The organism is Streptomyces sp. NPDC006510, assembly GCF_040611955.1.
In the GTDB taxonomy this organism is placed as follows: Bacteria; Actinomycetota; Actinomycetes; order Streptomycetales; family Streptomycetaceae; genus Streptomyces.
The window spans coordinates 111,930-128,595 of the sequence record NZ_JBEXPH010000002.1; the positions used below are offsets into that span (position 1 = coordinate 111,930).

15 protein-coding genes are annotated in these 16,666 nt (G+C 71.5%); 1 reads left to right on the forward strand and 14 read right to left on the reverse strand.

Translation table 11 applies throughout. The features are described 5' to 3' along the window. Window positions 1-103: 103 nt before the first annotated feature. The 12 genes from kynU to ABZY11_RS01580 all read right to left on the reverse strand — a co-directional run bounded on the left by kynU (window position 104) and on the right by ABZY11_RS01580 (window position 12,453). On the reverse strand, window positions 104-1,294 hold the full coding sequence (gene kynU / locus ABZY11_RS01525) for a kynureninase (protein WP_356477164.1): 1,191 nt from the start codon (window positions 1,292-1,294) through the stop codon (window positions 104-106). Next, entirely contained in the window at window positions 1,287-2,135 is an 849-nt protein-coding gene (locus tag ABZY11_RS01530) for a tryptophan 2,3-dioxygenase family protein (protein ID WP_356477165.1), read from the reverse strand. Before ABZY11_RS01530 ends, kynU begins: the two co-directional genes overlap by 8 nt. A gap of 150 nt (window positions 2,136-2,285) precedes the next feature. Next, complete coding sequence (locus tag ABZY11_RS01535) at window positions 2,286-2,699, reverse strand: DUF3151 domain-containing protein (protein WP_356477166.1); 414 nt, start codon at window positions 2,697-2,699, stop codon at window positions 2,286-2,288. A gap of 57 nt (window positions 2,700-2,756) precedes the next feature. After that, window positions 2,757-4,283: an MFS transporter gene (locus tag ABZY11_RS01540; RefSeq protein WP_356477167.1), complete on the reverse strand. Its 1,527-nt coding sequence runs from the start codon at window positions 4,281-4,283 to the stop codon at window positions 2,757-2,759. 62 nt (window positions 4,284-4,345) lie between these two features. Next, window positions 4,346-5,149 (reverse strand): ankyrin repeat domain-containing protein, encoded by an 804-nt coding sequence (locus tag ABZY11_RS01545; protein WP_356477168.1) that lies wholly within the window; start codon window positions 5,147-5,149, stop codon window positions 4,346-4,348. Window positions 5,150-5,161: 12 nt separating this feature from the next. Continuing rightward, entirely contained in the window at window positions 5,162-6,337 is a 1,176-nt protein-coding gene (locus tag ABZY11_RS01550; RefSeq protein ID WP_356477169.1) for a MalY/PatB family protein, read from the reverse strand. A 121-nt stretch (window positions 6,338-6,458) separates the two neighbouring features. Next, window positions 6,459-7,490, reverse strand: a complete 1,032-nt coding sequence (gene fbaA, locus ABZY11_RS01555) for a class II fructose-bisphosphate aldolase (RefSeq protein ID WP_356477170.1) — start codon at window positions 7,488-7,490, stop codon at window positions 6,459-6,461. Window positions 7,491-7,715: 225 nt separating this feature from the next. Continuing rightward, entirely contained in the window at window positions 7,716-8,255 is a 540-nt protein-coding gene (pyrE, locus tag ABZY11_RS01560) for an orotate phosphoribosyltransferase (protein WP_136326594.1), read from the reverse strand. A 29-nt stretch (window positions 8,256-8,284) separates the two neighbouring features. After that, window positions 8,285-9,112, reverse strand: coding sequence for an aldose 1-epimerase (locus tag ABZY11_RS01565; protein WP_356477171.1), 828 nt, complete (start codon window positions 9,110-9,112; stop codon window positions 8,285-8,287). 25 nt (window positions 9,113-9,137) lie between these two features. After that, window positions 9,138-10,163 (reverse strand): hypothetical protein, encoded by a 1,026-nt coding sequence (locus ABZY11_RS01570; RefSeq protein ID WP_356477172.1) that lies wholly within the window; start codon window positions 10,161-10,163, stop codon window positions 9,138-9,140. 85 nt (window positions 10,164-10,248) lie between these two features. Then, window positions 10,249-11,847, reverse strand: coding sequence for a polyamine aminopropyltransferase (locus ABZY11_RS01575; RefSeq protein WP_356477173.1), 1,599 nt, complete (start codon window positions 11,845-11,847; stop codon window positions 10,249-10,251). Between the two features lie 84 nt (window positions 11,848-11,931). Then, complete coding sequence (locus tag ABZY11_RS01580; RefSeq protein WP_356477174.1) at window positions 11,932-12,453, reverse strand: DUF2617 family protein; 522 nt, start codon at window positions 12,451-12,453, stop codon at window positions 11,932-11,934. 697 nt (window positions 12,454-13,150) lie between these two features. Here ABZY11_RS01580 and ABZY11_RS01585 point away from each other — a divergent pair. Beyond that, entirely contained in the window at window positions 13,151-14,329 is a 1,179-nt protein-coding gene (locus ABZY11_RS01585; protein ID WP_356477175.1) for a pyridoxal phosphate-dependent aminotransferase, read from the forward strand. A 71-nt stretch (window positions 14,330-14,400) separates the two neighbouring features. Here ABZY11_RS01585 and ABZY11_RS01590 read toward each other — a convergent pair whose 3' ends face one another. Together ABZY11_RS01590 and ABZY11_RS01595 are read right to left on the reverse strand one after the other, a co-directional pair. After that, the gene (locus ABZY11_RS01590; RefSeq protein WP_356477176.1) at window positions 14,401-14,961 is read right to left on the reverse strand and encodes a YbjN domain-containing protein; all 561 of its coding nucleotides are present in this window, start codon (window positions 14,959-14,961) and stop codon (window positions 14,401-14,403) included. A gap of 71 nt (window positions 14,962-15,032) precedes the next feature. Further along, a complete protein-coding gene (locus tag ABZY11_RS01595) occupies window positions 15,033-16,298 on the reverse strand; it encodes an MFS transporter (RefSeq protein ID WP_356477177.1) in 1,266 nt (421 codons plus the stop codon). Window positions 16,299-16,666: the final 368 nt, after the last annotated feature.

The window sequence follows — 16,666 nt, forward strand, 5'->3', positions numbered from 1 at the left end:
TGGCCTGACCTGCGGGGACGGTACCAGTACGGAAGGCTCCCGTCCCCGCCGAGGATCACGGCAGGAGTTCGGCTCCCCCGGAGGGGGCCGGCCGGCTCTCCGGCTACCCCTCCGCCAGCACCTCGCCCAGCACCCGCGCCGCCCGCTCCACGTCCGCGAACCCGACGTACAGCGGCGTGAATCCGAACCGCAGCACGTCCGGCCGGCGCAGGTCACCGACGACGCCCCGGGCGATGAGCGCGCTCATCACCGGCTCCGCGTCCGCGCAGCGCAGCGCGACCTGGCTGCCGCGTTCCGCACGCCCGGGGGTGACGGAGACGACCCGGCCCTCGGGCACGTACCCGGCGACGCACTCCAGGAAGAAGTCCGTCAGCGCCAGGGACTTCGCCCGTACCTCGTCGATGAACACCCCGTCCCACACGTCCAGCGATGCTTCGAGCGTCAGCATGGAGACGATGTCGGGGGTGCCGACCCGACCTCGTACCGCGCCGTCGGCCGGGGTGTATTCAGGGGTCATGCCGAACGGGTCGGCGTGCGACGTCCACCCCGGCAGGGGCGAGTCGAAGGCCGCCTGGTGGCGCTCGGCGACGTAGATGTAGGCGGGCGAACCCGGGCCACCGTTCAGGTACTTGTACGTGCAGCCGACCGCCAGGTCCACGCCGTGCTCGTCGAGGCCGACGGGCAGGGCGCCCGCGCTGTGGCACAGGTCCCAGACGGCGATGGCGCCCGCCTCGTGCACGGCTGCGGTGAGTCCGGGCAGGCCGTGGAGCCTGCCGGTGCGGTAGTCGACATGGTTGAGCAGAACGGCCGCGGTACGGGGGCCCAGCGCGCCCGGCACCTCGGCGGGGGCGACCGGGACGAGCCGGTGGCCGGTCATCCGGGCCGCGGACTCGGCGATGTACCCGTCCGTGGGGAAGGTCGTCGCGTCGACGAGGATCTCGTCGCGCCCCCGGGGCGCCAGCCGGGTCGCGGCGACGACGGCCTTGAAGACGTTCACGCTGGTGGAGTCGCCCACCACGATCTGCCCGGCGGCGGCCCCGACCAGCGGGGCGATCCGGTCACCGATCCGTTCCGGCGCGGTCCACCAGCCGCTCTCGTCCCAGGACCGGATGCGCAGCTCGCCCCACTCGCGGGTGAGGACCTCCTGCACCCGGGCGGGCACGTGCGCCGGCAGCGCGCCGAGCGAGTTGCCGTCGAGATAGACGGTGTCGTCGAGGGTGAACAGCTTCCGCCGGTCCGCGAGCGGGTCGGCGGCGTCGAGTGCCGCGGCCCGCGCGGCGAAGGTCTCAGACATGGCTGCGCGCCGTCCAGAGCTCGGGGAAGACGTTCTTCGTGGCCCGCTTCTCCAGCCAGGCGACCCCGGCGGAACCGCCGGTCCCGGTCTTCGAACCCATCGCGCGCCGGGTGGCGACGAGATGGTCGTTGCGCCAGCGCCAGACCAGCTCGCCGACGTCGGTGAGCGCCTCGCCGAGCCGGACCAGGTCCTCGTGCCGCTCGGGGTCGGCGTAGATCTCCGCCCAGACCGCCTCGACCTCGGGGGACGGCTCGTACTTCTGCGTCAGGTCCCGGCCGAGCACGGACTGCGGTACGGCGTACCCGCGCCGGGCGAGCAGGGCGAGCGTCTCGTCGTACAGGCCCGGCTCGGCGAGCGCCTTCTCCAGCTCGGCGTGGACGCGGGGCGCGCCCCGGTGCGGCACCAGCATGGACGCGGACTTGTCGCCGAGCAGGAACTCCATCCGCCGGTACATCGCGGACTGGAATCCGGAGCCCTCGCCGAGCGCGGCACGGTAGGAGTTGAACTGGGCGGGGGTGAGCTGGGCGAGCGGGGTCCAGGAGGCGTTGAGCGCCTCCAGCTCCCGCACCGACCGCTTGAGCGCGTCGCGTGCGACGGTCAGCCGGTCCTCGCGCAGGGCGTGCGCGGCGGTCTCCCACTCGTGGACTATGACGGTGAACCACAGCTCCATGACCTGGGTGGTGACCAGGAAGACCATTTCGCCCGGATCGTCGGAGCGAGGGTGCTGGAGGTGGGTCAGGACATCCGCCTGGACGTAGTCCTCGTACGGAGTCGTTCCCGCGAAGTCGAGGTGCGGGGTCTGCGCACCGGTGGCTTCGGGGTCGGGGTGGATCGTCGACATCGCTGTCTCCTCGACACAAGCTTCCGGGTAGCGGTCCGCCCCTTCCGTGAGGTGATGGAGCTCCGGTCCCCTGCCCGCATCCTAAGCGGACGCCTCGGGAGCGCGCAGACCCCGCGGACGTAGGGCGTCCGCGGGGTCCGACGAGGAGTTCTAGCCGAGCGTCTCGGCAGCGGTGGGCGAGGAGTCGCGCAGGAACGTCGAGCAGCGCTCGTACTCCTCCTGCTCCCCGATCGCCTGGGCGGCCCGCGCCAGGGCGTGCAGGGCACGCAGGAAGCCGCGGTTCGGCTCGTGCTCGAACGGTACGGGGCCGTGGCCCTTCCAGCCGGCCCTGCGCAGTGCGTCGAGGCCGCGGTGGTAGCCGGTGCGGGCGTAGGCGTACGACTCGATGACGCGGCCGCCGTCGAACGCCTCGTCGGCGAGCTGTGCCCAGGCCAGGGAGGAGGTCGGGTACTTCGCCGCGACATCGGCGGGGGCCGTGCCGCTCGCGAGCAGCTCGCGCGGCTCCGGGTCGTCGGGCAGGTGGGTCGGGGGAGGTCCCCCGAGCAGATTCTCGTGGATCGACATGGGTTCAAGTGTGCCTGGCACCGGCGGGCCGGGGGTACCCGGGCGCCGTGCGGGCGGTCAGCCCGCGCCCGGGTTCTCCTCCGTCTCGTGCGCGGGTTCCAGGGGCGGTGCGGCGACGCCGCAGTGCACCGTGCACTCGGGCCGCACCTGCTCCTTCTCGTCGGCCGTGACCAGGGGTTTCCGTACCGTCGCCCAGGCGATCGCCGCACCCAGCACAAGCAGCCCGGCGCACATCGGCATGGCCCGGCGGAAGGTCGCGTCGAACTCGTCGGCGTCCCGGTACGCCTCCGGGCCCATTCCGGCGAGCAACGGCAGCGCGGCCACCGCGATCAGGCCCGCGGCGCGGGCGGCCGCGTTGTTGATCCCGCTGGCGAGGCCGGCCCGTGCGGTGTCCACGGAGGCCAGGACGGTCGCGGTGAGCGGTGCGACCAGGGTGACGAGGCCGACGCCGAGGACGGCGACCGCGGGCAGCACATCGGTGAGGTAGCCGGAGACGGAGTTCGAACCGGGCCCGACCCGCAGCATCAGCAGCATGCCCGCGGCGGCGACCAGCGGGCCGGCGGTGAGCGGGATGCGGGGGCCGATGCGCTGTCCCAGTTCGCCCGAGGCGGCCGAGAAGAACAGCATCAGGACGGTCGCCGGCAGCAGGGCGGTGCCCGCGCCGAGCGCCGAGTACCCGGCCACCACCTGGAGCTGGATCGCGGAGAGGAAGAAGTAGCCGCCGAGCGCCGCGTACACGCAGAGGGTGATGACGTTGACGGCGGTGAACTGCCGGGACGCGAAGACCGAGGGCGGCAGCATCGGTTCCTTCCGGGTGCGCTCCACCCGCACGAAGACCGCCCCGAGCAGGACCCCGCCGACGGCCGCCCCGATCACCGCACCGGATGCCCCCTGCCCCGGCGCCTCGATCAGCGCATAGGTCACCAGGGCGAGGGCGAGCGCCCCGAGCACGGCGCCCAGCACGTCGAAGCGCCCGTGCGCGTGCGGGTCGCGCGACTCCGGTACGTGACGCAGCGCCACCGGCACACAGACCGCGGCGAGCGGCACATTGAGCAGGAACACCCACCGCCAGCCCGGCCCGTCGACGAGCCAACCGCCGACGAACGGCCCGACGGCGGCCCCGACCCCGCCCAGCCCCGACCAGAGCCCGACCGCGCGGGCCCGGTCGTCGGGGTGGAAACTCGCCTGGATCAGGGCCAGCGAACCGGGCGTGAGGAGCGCCCCGCCGATGCCCTGGAGGGCGCGGGCGGCGATCAGCACGGCGGCGTTCGGCGCCAGGCCGCACAGCACGGACGCGGTGGCGAACCAGATCACCCCGACGACGAAGACCCGCCGCCGCCCGTACCGGTCGCCCAGGGCACCCCCGAGGAGGATCAGCCCGGCGAGGGTCAGCATGTAGGCGTTGACGGTCCACTGGAGGGCGGCCAGGTCGGTGCCGAGGTCCTTGCCGATGCGGGGCAGGGCGACGTTGATGACGGTGGAGTCCAGCATGGCCATGCTGGAGCCGAGGACGGTGGTGAGGACGATCCGGCGTCCGGTGGCGGAGGCGACGCGGATGGCGCCCGGCTCGGCTGCGTCAGGCATACGAGCAGCATCCCCGCTCCGTGCCGGGAAAGCCATCGGGCGGCGGCCCTCCCGGCACGGGGTCAGCCGGTCAGGTCGACGGACGGGCGGCTGCTGCCCGCACCGTTCCAGTCCACGCGGAAGCCGGCTCCGCGGAACGCCCGCACGACGAGTTCACCGGCGTGTTCCATCTTCCGGGTGCTGCCGTCCGGTGCGCCCCAGAACGCCAGGAAGAGGCGTCCCGTTTCGCGGGCGTGCTTGGCGTCCTGGCGCGTGTAGTAGCAGAACCCCACGAGGTCGTCCGGGCCCCGGTCCCGTTCCTCCGCGGCCTCGGAGCAGTCGTCGAAGCCGTCGGACTGGGTGGTGCCGGCATCGGCGAGCGCGACGAACCCCGCCGCGTCCAGCCCGTCCAGCACTGCACCGATCCGCTTCTTCGCCGCGCGCCACTGTGCCCGCGACAGCTTCCGCTCCGGCGCGGAATCCGCCTCGTCCGGCGCCGGCGGCTCGACTCCGGCGGCGGCCGCCAGGAGCGCGGCCACCTCCGGACACCAGGCGTTGACGGTGACATGGCTGCCGTGGCCGTCGGTGATGTCGGGATCCGCCCCGCGGGCGATCAGCAGCTCGACCGCTTCGGGCGACTGCGAGAACTCGGCGGCGAGGTAGAGGGCGGTGCGCCCGTCACCGCCCGGATGCTCGACGGGCGCTCCGGCGTCCAGCAGCGCGGCGAGGACGGCGGCCGCGCGGGCCGGGTCCGACTCCGCCCCCGTCGCGGCCTGGTGCAGGAGGCTCCACCCGTACTCATTGACCGCGGCGACATCGAATCCGGCGTCCAGGGCGGCCCGTACGGCCGCGAGATCGCCGTTGTGTGCGGCTTCGAACACAACCATCAGTGGCACACCCTAGGACGCCCGCGCCGTCACGGCACGTACGCCTCTGATCAGCGCGTCCACCCCGGCCTCCGCCTTGGAACGCGGGCACCCCACGTTCAGCCGCACGAAGCCCTCCGCGCCGTACACCCCGCCCGGCATCACCGCGACCTTCTCCTGCTCGATCAGCACCCGCTGCAGGGCCTCGTCGCCATCGACCCCCACGGGCCGCAGATCGATCCACGCCAGATAGCCGGCCTGCGGCGGCCGCCACCCCAGCTCCGGGAACGCCTCGTTCAGCCGCTGCGCGACCAGTGCCAGATTCCCGGCGACATACGCCCGCAGCGAGTCCAGCCACGCCGCCGACTCCCGGTACGCGGCGATGTGCGCGGTCAGCGACAGCACCGCCGGGGAAGCCAGCCCCTCGGCCGTCTCCATCCGGCGCAGGAACTCCGTCCGGTCGGCCGGATCGCCGATCAGCCCGTACGAACCGGTCAGCGCCGGGAAGTTGAACGCCTTCGACGCGGAGGTGATCAGCGCCCAGCGCCCGTCGCCCCCGATCCGCGTCCACGGCACATGCGCATGCCCCTCGTGCACGAAGTCCGCGTGTATCTCGTCGCTGATCACCGCGACCCCGTACCGCGCGGCGAGCGATCCCATCCCGCCCAGCTCGGCCTCCGTCCACACCCGGCCCGTCGGATTGTGCGGCGAGCACAGGACCAGGACCTTGCTGTCGGGGCGGGCGAGCTCGCGTTCCAGCGCGGCCGGGTCCCCCACCGGCACGCCCCGCAGCTCCCGCCCGAGCCCGGTGATCGCCTTGCGGAAACCGTCGTACGTGGGGGTGTGGACGACCACTCCGTCACCCTCGGCCGACCACATCTGGAGCAGCTGCGAGAGCTGGCTGAGCACCGAGGGGCCGTACACCAGCTGCCCGGTGTCCACCTCGGTGCCGTACCGGGTCGCGTACCAGTGGGCTATCGCCGAGCGGAAGTCGTCCTGCCGCCAGTCCGTGTAGCCGAACACGCCGTGGTCGAGACGGGAGCGCAGCGCGCTCAGCACCTCCGGGGCGGTCTCGAAGTCCATGTCGGAGATGGTGAACGGCAGGAGCCCGTCCACCCCGAACCGGTCCGCCACCCCGTCCCACTGGACGCACCAGGTGCCCCGGCGGTCGACGACGGTGTCGAAGTCATAGCGCGCACTGGAACTCACAGCGATCCCTCATGCCTCTCTGGAACGTGACGTGGACGCAGGCGTGGTCGCGGACGCGGCGTGGGCCCGGCACCCCAAGGGGTACCGGGCCCACGACCACACTCCGTAAGGCGGTTGCCGCCTACTTCAGCTTGGTGCCGGTGGAGCGCAGGTTGGCGCAGGCCTCCGTGACGCGCTTGGCCATGCCCGCCTCGGCGGACTTGCCCCAGCTGCGCGGGTCGTAGACCTTCTTGTTGCCGACCTCGCCGTCGACCTTCAGCACACCGTCGTAGTTGCGGAACACGTGGTCCACGATCGGGCGGGTGAAGGCGTACTGGGTGTCGGTGTCGAGGTTCATCTTCACGACGCCGTTCTCCAGCGCGGTGGCGATCTCCTGCTCGGTGGAGCCGGAACCGCCGTGGAAGACGAAGTCGAAGGGGTGGCTACCAGCTGCCTTGCCGTACTTGGCGCCGACGCCCTCCTGGAGGTCCTTCAGCAGCTCGGGACGGAGCACGACGTTGCCCGGCTTGTAGACACCGTGGACGTTGCCGAAGGAGGCGGCCAGCAGGTAGCGGCCCTTCTCGCCCAGGCCGAGCGCCTCGGCGGTGCGCAGCGCGTCGTCGACGGTGGTGTACAGCTCGTCGTTGATCTCGTGCGTCACGCCGTCCTCCTCGCCACCGGTCGGGGTGATCTCGACCTCAAGAATGATCTTGGCGGCGGCGGCCTTGGCCAGCAGCTCCTGGCCGATGGCCAGGTTGTCGGCCAGCGTCTCGGCCGAACCGTCCCACATGTGGCTCTGGAACAGCGGGTTCTCGCCCTTGGCGACGCGCTCGGCGGAGATGTCGAGCAGCGGACGCACGTAACCGTCCAGCTTGTCCTTGGGGCAGTGGTCGGTGTGCAGCGCGACTGAGATGTCGTACTTGGCGGCGACGATGTGCGCGAACTCGGCCAGGGCGACGGCGCCGGTGACCATGTCCTTGTTGTACTGGCCGCCCAGGAACTCCGCCCCACCGGTGGAGATCTGGACGATGCCGTCGCTCTCCGCCTCCGCGAAGCCGCGCAGCGCAGCGTGCAGGGTCTGGGTCGACGTCACATTGATGGCCGGGTAGGCGAACTTGCCTGCCTTCGCCCGGTCGAGCATCTCGGCGTAGACCTCGGGGGTTGCGATGGGCATCTGACCGCTCCTTGGGATATGCGGGTGTGCGTTGCTGGTTCCCTGACCTGGGGGCGACGTCATCGTCGCCCCCATCTTCCCAGACTCTCGTTCCGGCTCCACCCGGCCCGTCTCCCGAGTGCTCCGGTGCACGGGACGCGGACCCGCGAAGGGGGTGGGCCGTTTCACGTGAAACCACCCACCCCCGGAAGAAACCGCAGGTCAAGCCGATGCTCAGGCCAGGAATCAGGCCAGATCGAGGTCGGCCACCGAGTAGACGTGGACATACGGGAGACCGGCCTCGGCGATGGCCGGAGCCGCACCCCGCTCCACGATCACGGCCACGGCCACGACCTCGCCACCGGCCTCGCGCACCGCCTCGACGGCCGTCAGCGGCGAACCACCGGTGGTCGAGGTGTCCTCCACCACCAGGCAGCGGCGGCCCTTCACATCCGTGCCCTCGATGCGGCGCTGCATCCCGTGCGCCTTCTGCGCCTTGCGGACGACGAACGCGTCCAGCTCCTGCCCGCGCGCGGCGGAGGCGTGCAGCATCGAGGTGGCCACCGGGTCGGCGCCCAGCGTCAGCCCGCCCACGCAGTCGTAGTCCAGCTCGGCGGTGGCGTCGAGCATGACCTGACCGACCATCGGAGCGGCCTTGCCGTCCAGCGTGATGCGGCGCAGGTCGATGTACCAGTCGGCCTCAAGACCCGAGGAGAGGGTCACTTTGCCGTGTACCACGGCCTTGTCCTTGATCTGCTGGAGCAGCTCAGCACGTACGTCAGTCATGGCTACGAGCTTAAGCCGCGCGCCTCGCATCAACTTTCGCCGACTCCGGCGCCGGGGCGGAGCCGGCGCCAGCTCCACGTCGTCGAGATCTCCAGCGGATCGATCGGTGTGACGTACCGGGGCGTGGTGTTCAGCCCGTTCGGCGGGCCGGACTGCGGCTCCACACAGACCGCCTCCTCCTGCTCGTCGTAGATCACGACCCACTCGGTCCGGCTCTTCACGGTCAGCTCCAGCTGCTCCGGCCAGGTGAGCGTCACCTCGACCCCGTCCGGCATCCCGAAGCAGTCGTCCCAGGGGCCGCCCAGGGGCGGGATACGGCGGCCGGTCGGCAGATGGTTCTCGCCCCGCTCCTCCTGCCAGGCCGCGTCGAAGGTCAGCTGTACGTCCTTGCCACCGCCACCGAGGTTGCGCAGGAACCAGGGGTGCCAGCCGGCCTGCGCCGGGAACGAGTCTCCGTACGTCTCGATGCCGAAGGCGAGCGTGAGCGAGTCCTCGGCCAGCTCGAAGGTCTGGGTCACCCGGCCCGGATACGGCCAGGGGGCGACGAGGTCGTAGTAGAACGACGCCTCCCGCTCGCCCAGCCGGGCGGTGCGCCAGGCGGTGTCCCTGCCGGTGCCGTGGATGGCGTGCGGCGGGGAGTTCAGCGGCAACCGGTGCGGGACGTCGCCGTTGCGGAACAGTCCGTTCTCGGTGCGCCCGCACCACGGCACCATCGGGAAGCAGCCGTACCGCTCCCCCTGCCGCAGCACCTCGGTGCCACCGATCCGCAGGCTGTCGATGCGACAGCCGTTGGCAGGATTCACGGTCAACTCTGTGTCGCCGACGGACAGCCGGACGTCCTTCTCGCTGCTACTCACCCGACCGACATTACTGGCGGGACCGCTACCGCCGCCGCCTCAGCGCCCGGGTCACCACCACGGCGGACGCCAGCGCGAGCGCGGCGGCCGGGGCGACCCAGCGCAGCGTGGCGCCCGCGGTGGTCGAATCGGGTGACGGGACGGGCGCGTACCGGCCGCGCGGCGGCGCGTGGTCGACCTCCTCGGCGCTGCGGCCGATCATGGTCCGCCGGGCGTGCGCGGCCTCCGCCGGGGGGCCTTCGGGGGCGGTGAACTCCACCTCGGACACCGGGTCGAGCGACGGCGGGGGCACGGGCGCGTCGAAGACGGAGCCGGTGCCCGGCGGATTTCCGGGCTCCCCCGGCTCCCCGGACTCCCCCGGCTCCTCCGCGGAGGGCGCCTCGTCCGCCGCGGCGTCATGGCTGGGCGTGGCGTCGTCGGCGGTGTCGTCGCCGGCTTCCGGGGTGACGCTACGGGCGGTGGCCGCGCCGGTCGTATCGGCCTCCTCGGCCCCCTCCTCGATGGCCTGCTCCACGGCTTCCCCGACGGTCCGCTCCACCTCGCCGAGCTCCTCACCCGGCACACCGTCGGCCGCGTCAGCGCTCTCTTCGCCGTCCGCGAGCGTCTCCGTCACCAGTTGCTGGGCAAAGCGGTCCAGCAGCCGGTGGGCCGCCGCGAGCGCCGCCGCCGGGTCCAGCTCCAGGAGCCGGCCGTCACCGCTCGCCGTGCCCGCGAACCCGATGGCCGTGCCGCCGTCCCGCTCGGTCAGGCCGATCGTCAGGCTCAGCTTCGCCGAGCCGCTGCCCCGGGCCTCGGTGCCCTCGCCCGTCACCAGGATCCCGGCCCGGGACGAACCCTCCGGGCCGTCCTGCGGCGCATCGGTGAGCCGCAGCTCGCCGCGGTAAGTGATCGTGTGGCCGTCGACCCGGATCTTGAGCCGGCCGGACAGCGGGCCCGCGGACGCGTCGGCGTCCTGCTGCAACCCCGGCACGCATCTCGCGACGCGGGCGGGGTCACCCAGCGTCCGCCGGAGGGGCAGGACCGGAACCGGAACGAACACCTCATGCTCCATGGAAACCGAGCCTACTCAGCCCCGGCCGTCACGTCAGCGGTTCCGCCCCGCGGAGCCGCCGGTCATCCGGATCACGGCACCCGCCTCACCGGTCCTCCCAGTACCGCGGATGCACCAGCGTCGACGGCGGCAGCCCCGGCAGCCGTGCGCTCTCCATCTCCCGTCCCGCGTTCACCAGCTCGGGCTCCGTCATGGACCGCAGCACCGGCGCCTCCGGGGCGAGGCCCAGCCCCGGCCGCCTTCCCCGACCGGCGAGGACGAAGCCCCAGCCGTGCGCGGAGTGCGCCCGGTGCGTGGCCCGGTCGGGACCGGCCGCGGAATCGGAGAGCCGGCCACTGATCCGGTACGGACGGGTCCGCAGCCCGGCCGCCCTCATCGACGCCTCGACCGTCCAGAACGTACGCGGCCGGGACACCGGCGGGCCCCCGTGCACCACCAGTCGGCCGCCGGGCGCGAGCGCCTCGGTGACCAGGCCGTAGAACTCCGCCGAGTAGAGCTTCGTGCTGGTGGAGATCCCGGGATCGGGCAGATCGGAGATCACCACGTCATAGCTGCCGTGCGCCGCCCGCAGCCGGTTGAAGGCGTCCGCGGTGACGGCCGTGAGCCGGGGGTCGCGGTACGCGTGACCGTTCAGCTCCGAGAGCGCCCGGTCGGTACGGGCCAACCGGGTGACGCCCTCGTCGAGCTCGACCACGGTGACGCCGCGTACGTCCGGATACCGCAGCACCTCGCGGGCGGCGAGGCCGTCGCCGCCGCCCAGGACCAGGACGTGGGCGTGCGGCCCGTTCATCGCCGGGTGCACCAGCGCCTCGTGGTAGCGGTACTCGTCGCGCGCGCTGACCCGCAGCCGTCCGTCCAGATACAGATTCAGGGAGCTGCGGCCCGACCCCGTCAGCACCACCTCCTGGACCTCGGTCTGCACCGCGACCCGCACCCCGTCCCCGTACACCGCGCGCCGCGCCACCCGCTCGAAGTCGTCGACCAGCGCGCTGGCGACGGCCAGCGCGGCGATCACCGCCACGTTGAACAGGATCAGCAGCCAGCGGGAGCGAGGGGTGAGATCCCGCCGGAACACCCACAGCACCAGCGCCCCGCCCGCCGCCGCGTTGACCGCACCGGTGAACAGCGCCCCGGTGAGCTGCCCGAGCGCCGGCAGCAGCAGGAACGGGAACGCGAGCCCGCCGACCAGCGCGCCCACGTAGTCGGCGGCGAAGAGATCCGCGACGGCGCCGCCCGCGTCCTGCCGGTCGACGCGCTGGATCAAGGTCATCAGCAGCGGGATCTCCGCACCGATCAGGATGCCGATCGTGAGCGAGAACCCGACCAGGGCGTACCGCGACTCCCCGATCCAGGCGAACGACGCGTACAGCACCAGCGCCGAGGAGCCGCCGACGAGCGCGAGGGCCGCCTCGATCAGCCCGAAACCCACTGCGGCACGGCTGCGTAAACGTTTCGCGAGAAGCGAGCCGACCCCCATCGCGAAGACCATCACGGAGAGCACGACCGAGGCCTGGGTGACGGAATCACCGATCAGATAGGAGGCAAGAGCCACCAGTTCGAGCTCGTACACCAGACCGCAGGCAGCACAGACGAAGACAGCGGCCAGCACGAGATACCGACCGGTCCTCGGCCCCACGGGAAGACACGCCGCGCCCCCTCGCAGCGACGCCTGCTGGTCGATCATGAGGCGAACGCTACGTCACGATTCGGTGGCTGCCTGTCACCCACAAGGGTGTAGTGGCGTGCTCGCAAGGGAGTCGGGCCCTGTTCAGAGCGTCGCTGCCGGCATCCGCACTCCCACTCGGGTGCGCGTCACCACCAACTGCCCCTCCTGCGGGTACGCGTGCCAGGTGCGCCACCGCATCTGGCCCTCGGCCCGCTGGGCGAGCATGGCGGTGAAGGCGTGCGGGCTGCCGGGGAACGTCCCGGCGAGACCGTGGGGATGGTCGGCCACCAGCGCGAGGAGCTCCTGCGCGCGCCCCGCGAACGAGCCCTCCGAGAGCGTCTCGACGCGCGCCGCGAATTCGTACTCCCATTCCCCGAGCCGCTTGGACACACCGAGCGGAAGCGGTGTGCTGCTGCCGGGGATGCAGGCGACGGTTTCGGAACAGGTGCCGCGGTCCTCTTCGAGGAGCACCTGGTGGGAGGCGCCTAGCAGGCGCATCTGCAGCCTGGCACCCGCGAGTTCGAGATCTAGCACGGCCAGGGCCGGGAGCGGTTCGCGCCCCAGCGCCCAGGCCAGGTCGGCAGCACAGGTATCGGAATAAGCCGTCTGGAGGGTCGTGAGCATGGGTCGGCTCCGCAAGCAAGCATGGACACATGGACAGGGGACGCCCCCCGGCGTGATGCACGTGGGAGGTGGGTAGCGCCCGATCAGGTCCAACTGGGGTCCGAGGGCTGAATGTTCTCTCAACCGAGGGAACCACGAATAAGTCGCATCCACAGCGTTTTTACCCAACTTGCCGTGGTTTCCATCCCCTAGGGGGCCCCTCGGATCATCTGTTCACCGGCAACTCGCGGAAAGTCCCAACAAAAAGGTGCCTGGCGGGAGTTCACCCGCCGGGCACCTCCACAACCAGCCGCCCGGGTCAGTCGCCTCCGCCGCCTCCGCCGCCTCCGCCCCCGCACGACGAGCCACCGCCGCACGAATGCCCGCCGGAGTGCCCGCTGCTGCTTCCGCAGGACGAACCGCCGCCGCTGTCACCCCCCGCCCACCAGCTGTCCCCCGAGCCACTGCCGGAGTTCCTCCGCCGCGCGCCCCGCTTGCCCGCCTTCGACCTGTTCCCGGCCCTCACCAGGACCGAGACGAGCAGCCCGATCAGAGCGACCGCTATCACCACACCGACAAAAACCTTCACCGACCTCACGTCCTTCCGTCCCCCGAAGCGAGGTCCCCCCGCTTCCCTGCGCTTCCTGCGTGTGTGGGGGATTCCCCGGCCCCCGGACGGCCAAAGCAGACTTGAGCAACTCCAGAGCTTCCGCGCAGGATGGCGGTCATGACACAGGGACGACCGCTGCTCAACCGCCGCCTCGCCGAGTTCGGTACGACGATCTTCGCGGAGATGTCGGCGCTTGCCGTACGGACAGGCTCCATCAACCTCGGCCAGGGCTTCCCCGACACCGACGGCCCCGAAGAGATCCGGGAGGCCGCGGTCCGGGCGCTGCGCGACGGTCACGGCAACCAGTACCCGCCGGGCCCCGGCATCCCCGAACTGCGCACCGCGATCGCCGAGCACCAGCAGCGGCGCTACGGCCTCAGCCACGACCCCGACACCGAGATCCTGGTCACCGCCGGAGCCACCGAGGCCATCGCCGCGTCCCTGCTGGCGCTGCTGGAACCCGGCGACGAGGTCATCGCGTTCGAGCCCTTCTACGACTCTTACGCCGCCTGCATCGCCATGGCCGGCGGCGTCCGCGTCCCGCTGACCCTGCGCGCCCCGGATTTCCGCCCCGACCTCGACGCCCTCCGGGACGCGATCACGCCCCGCACCCGGCTGCTGCTGCTCAACAGCCCCCACAACCCGACGGGCATGGTCCTCACCCGCGAGGAACTGACCACGATCGCCGAACTGGCGGTGGCACACGACCTCCTCGTCATCACCGACGAGGTCTACGAGCACCTGGTCTTCGAGGGCGAACACATCCCGCTGATCTCACTGCCCGGCATGCGCGACCGCACGGTCTCGATCTCGTCCGCCGGCAAGACCTTCTCGTACACCGGCTGGAAAGTCGGCTGGGTCACGGCGGACGCCCCGCTCGTCGCCGCCGTCCGGACGGCCAAGCAGTACCTGACCTACGTCAGCGCGGGCCCGTTCCAGTACGCGATCGCCGAAGCGCTGCGCCTGCCGGACTCGTACTTCGACAGCTTCCGCGCCGGCCTCCGCCGCAAGCGCGACCTGCTCGGCGACGGCCTGCGCGCGGCCGGGTTCGAGGTCCACCGGCCCCAGGGCACGTACTTCATCACCACCGACATCACCCCGTTCGGCGAGAAGGACGCCTACGCCTTCTGCCGCGCGCTCCCCGAACGCTGCGGCGTCGTCGCCATCCCCAACTCCGTCTTCTACGACGACCCCGACGCCGGCCGCAGCCAGGTCCGCTTCACCTTCTGCAAGAAGGACGACGTCCTGCACGACGCGGTCGGCCGCCTGCGACGCCTGGCGTCCTGAACCGGCACACCCCGGGGCGACGGTCCTGAGGACCGCAGCCCCGGGGTGGGGTGTCGCTGCCGTGCGAGGGCTCAGGCGCCCGGAGGGACCGGGTCCCCGCCGTCCGTCTTCTCCTCGGCAGGGGCCAGGCCCAGACGCTCCTGGAGCCACTTGTCGAACTCGATCGAGGCGCGCACCCAGCTGACCGTCGACGAGACGAAGTGCTCCAGGCTGACGCCCGTACCGATGAGCATCTGCGCCTCACCGATCAGACGGACCGAGACCTCGGTGTCCTCGGAGCCCTCCTCGGGCTCGTGGGTGTGCGTGTAGACCTTGGGCCACAGTGTGCGGCGGTTCCAGTCGTCGATCGCGTCGAGGAGGACCGGACGCTGGTCCGCGGCGTGCGGGCGGTCGTAGAACGTACGGACCGAGAAGACCTGCTGCTCGTCCTCGCCCCGGAACATGAAGTACGTGCGGAAGTCCTCCCACGGCGCCGCGAGGTCACCCTCGTCGTCGACGACGTACTTCAGCTCCATCTGTTCGAGGAGCTGCTTGACGAGGTCCTGGTCAGGGACAACGGGGCCCTCGGGTCCTGCCGCCTGCGGTTCGGGCTGGCCCCCGAAATTCGGAATCGAGGACGGATCGATAGACATCGCTGGGTACTCCTGTGGATCGCTCGTGGTTTCCTGCCGACGACCCTAGCCGCGTTTCGCCGCCAGGGGGTCTACGCCCTCCGGGGAATCATCTGCGCATCGGCTCCCCGCGCCCGCGCCCAAGCGGCGGCGGCAAGAATCGCACACAGCACCCCGAGGAGTCCGGACGCGCCAATGGTGTTCGCCGACGAGCCGGACAGCTCCGTCGCCACACCCCCCACGGCGACGCCGATCCCCTGGATGGCGGTCATCCCCGACCTTGCGAGCCCCAGCGTCTGGCCGCGCCGGTCGGCCGGAGTCAGGAGCACGAAGGTGGCCCCGGCGGTGATCTGGTAGGCGGAGCACACCCCGGCCACCAGCAGCAGGAACATGGCCGCAGCTACGCCGGGGTCGAGCCAGTAGGCGAGCAGCGGCAGATTCGCACCGATCGCCAGCGGCCCGAGCAGGCGGCGCCGCGACTCGTCGCCGACCTTGGCCCGCCCCAGCAGGGCCGCTCCCAGCACCATTCCCGCCGGATGCGAGGCGAGCAGGAGCCCCACCGAGGAGGCGCCACCGCCGGCCTCGTCCGCGAACGGGGCGGCCAGCCCTTCCGGCAGGACGACGAACCCCGCGAGCCACCCAAGTGCGAGCAGCGACCGGAGCCTGCGGTCCGACCAGATCAGCGCGGCCGCACCCCCGACCTGTGCGCCGAGCCGCGTCTTGCGGGCGTCGGCACTCGCCGCGGGACGGGCCTTCACGCCGAACCTGACCAGGATCGCCGAGAGGAGGAAGGTCACCGCGTTCACGCCCAGGGAGAGGTTGCTGCCCAGCCACGCGGCCAGCAGGCCTCCGCCGGCGAAGCCGACCAGCTGTCCGACCTGGTGGGTGATCTGCATGACCCGCTGGCCGCGTTCGTACCTCTCCACGCCGAGCACGGTGGGCAGCAGTGCGCCCTGGGCGGCGCCGAAGGGTGCCTCGGCCAGCTGCGCCAGCACCAGCAGCCCGGCGAGCAGCGGCAAGGGCATCCCGGGCAGGGCCATCAGCCCGACCAGCACCATCCGCACCAGGTCGCAGCTGATCATGACCGTACGCCGGGGGAAGCGGTCCGCCAGGCCGGACAGGAGCACCCCGGACAGCAGAGCGGGCAAGGTGGTCAGCGCATACGTCGCCGCGGTCCACCCCGGCGAGTCGGTGCGTTCGAACACGAGCAACGACAGGGCCACGCGTGCCAGCTGGTCACCCAGGATCGATTGAGCATAGGCAGCCCAAAGGGTACGGAATTCGCCAAGGTGAAAGAGATTGTCAGATCTGGGCTTTTTGAGCCCCGGATTTATCTCATCGCCCATCCGCTCGTTCATGCGGGCACGCTACCGACTACCGAATTCGGCCCCCAACCCTGCTTGCGAGCAGGCCTCGACGGACGCCCCGAGGTGTCCTGATTATGCGCGCACCACCGGGCGGACGCTGCCCGGAACCGAGCAGAAGTCCCTTGTCAGGGGCGGGTGATGCAGCCCGGGGCGGAGCCGGGTCAGGAGATGCCACCCATCGATGTGGAAGGAGGCGTTTGGCGCAATATCGATGTTGAACAATGGATCACCGATGACGGCGACCGCATCCCCATTTCTCCCGAATTTCCCCCGAAGTCACCGCACTTCCTCGCCCCTTGCACGGCGGCGCCGGCCGGAGGACGATGTGTCCCGGCCGGGGACACGTCGTCCTCCGGCCG

Bases quoted from the DNA above. Each gene is read 5' to 3' on its own strand.
- kynU (WP_356477164.1), bottom strand. From the start codon at position 1,294: ATGTCTGAGACCTTCGCCGCGCGGGCCGCGGCACTCGACGCCGCCGAC.
- ABZY11_RS01530 (WP_356477165.1), bottom strand. From the start codon at position 2,135: ATGTCGACGATCCACCCCGACCCCGAAGCCACCGGTGCGCAGACCCCG.
- ABZY11_RS01535 (WP_356477166.1), bottom strand. From the start codon at position 2,699: ATGTCGATCCACGAGAATCTGCTCGGGGGACCTCCCCCGACCCACCTG.
- ABZY11_RS01540 (WP_356477167.1), bottom strand. From the start codon at position 4,283: ATGCCTGACGCAGCCGAGCCGGGCGCCATCCGCGTCGCCTCCGCCACC.
- ABZY11_RS01545 (WP_356477168.1), bottom strand. From the start codon at position 5,149: ATGGTTGTGTTCGAAGCCGCACACAACGGCGATCTCGCGGCCGTACGG.
- fbaA (WP_356477170.1), bottom strand. From the start codon at position 7,490: ATGCCCATCGCAACCCCCGAGGTCTACGCCGAGATGCTCGACCGGGCG.
- pyrE (WP_136326594.1), bottom strand. From the start codon at position 8,255: ATGACTGACGTACGTGCTGAGCTGCTCCAGCAGATCAAGGACAAGGCC.
- ABZY11_RS01570 (WP_356477172.1), bottom strand. From the start codon at position 10,163: ATGGAGCATGAGGTGTTCGTTCCGGTTCCGGTCCTGCCCCTCCGGCGG.
- ABZY11_RS01575 (WP_356477173.1), bottom strand. From the start codon at position 11,847: ATGATCGACCAGCAGGCGTCGCTGCGAGGGGGCGCGGCGTGTCTTCCC.
- ABZY11_RS01580 (WP_356477174.1), bottom strand. From the start codon at position 12,453: ATGCTCACGACCCTCCAGACGGCTTATTCCGATACCTGTGCTGCCGAC.
- ABZY11_RS01585 (WP_356477175.1), top strand. From the start codon at position 13,151: ATGGCGGTCATGACACAGGGACGACCGCTGCTCAACCGCCGCCTCGCC.
- ABZY11_RS01590 (WP_356477176.1), bottom strand. From the start codon at position 14,961: ATGTCTATCGATCCGTCCTCGATTCCGAATTTCGGGGGCCAGCCCGAA.
- ABZY11_RS01595 (WP_356477177.1), bottom strand. From the start codon at position 16,298: ATGAACGAGCGGATGGGCGATGAGATAAATCCGGGGCTCAAAAAGCCC.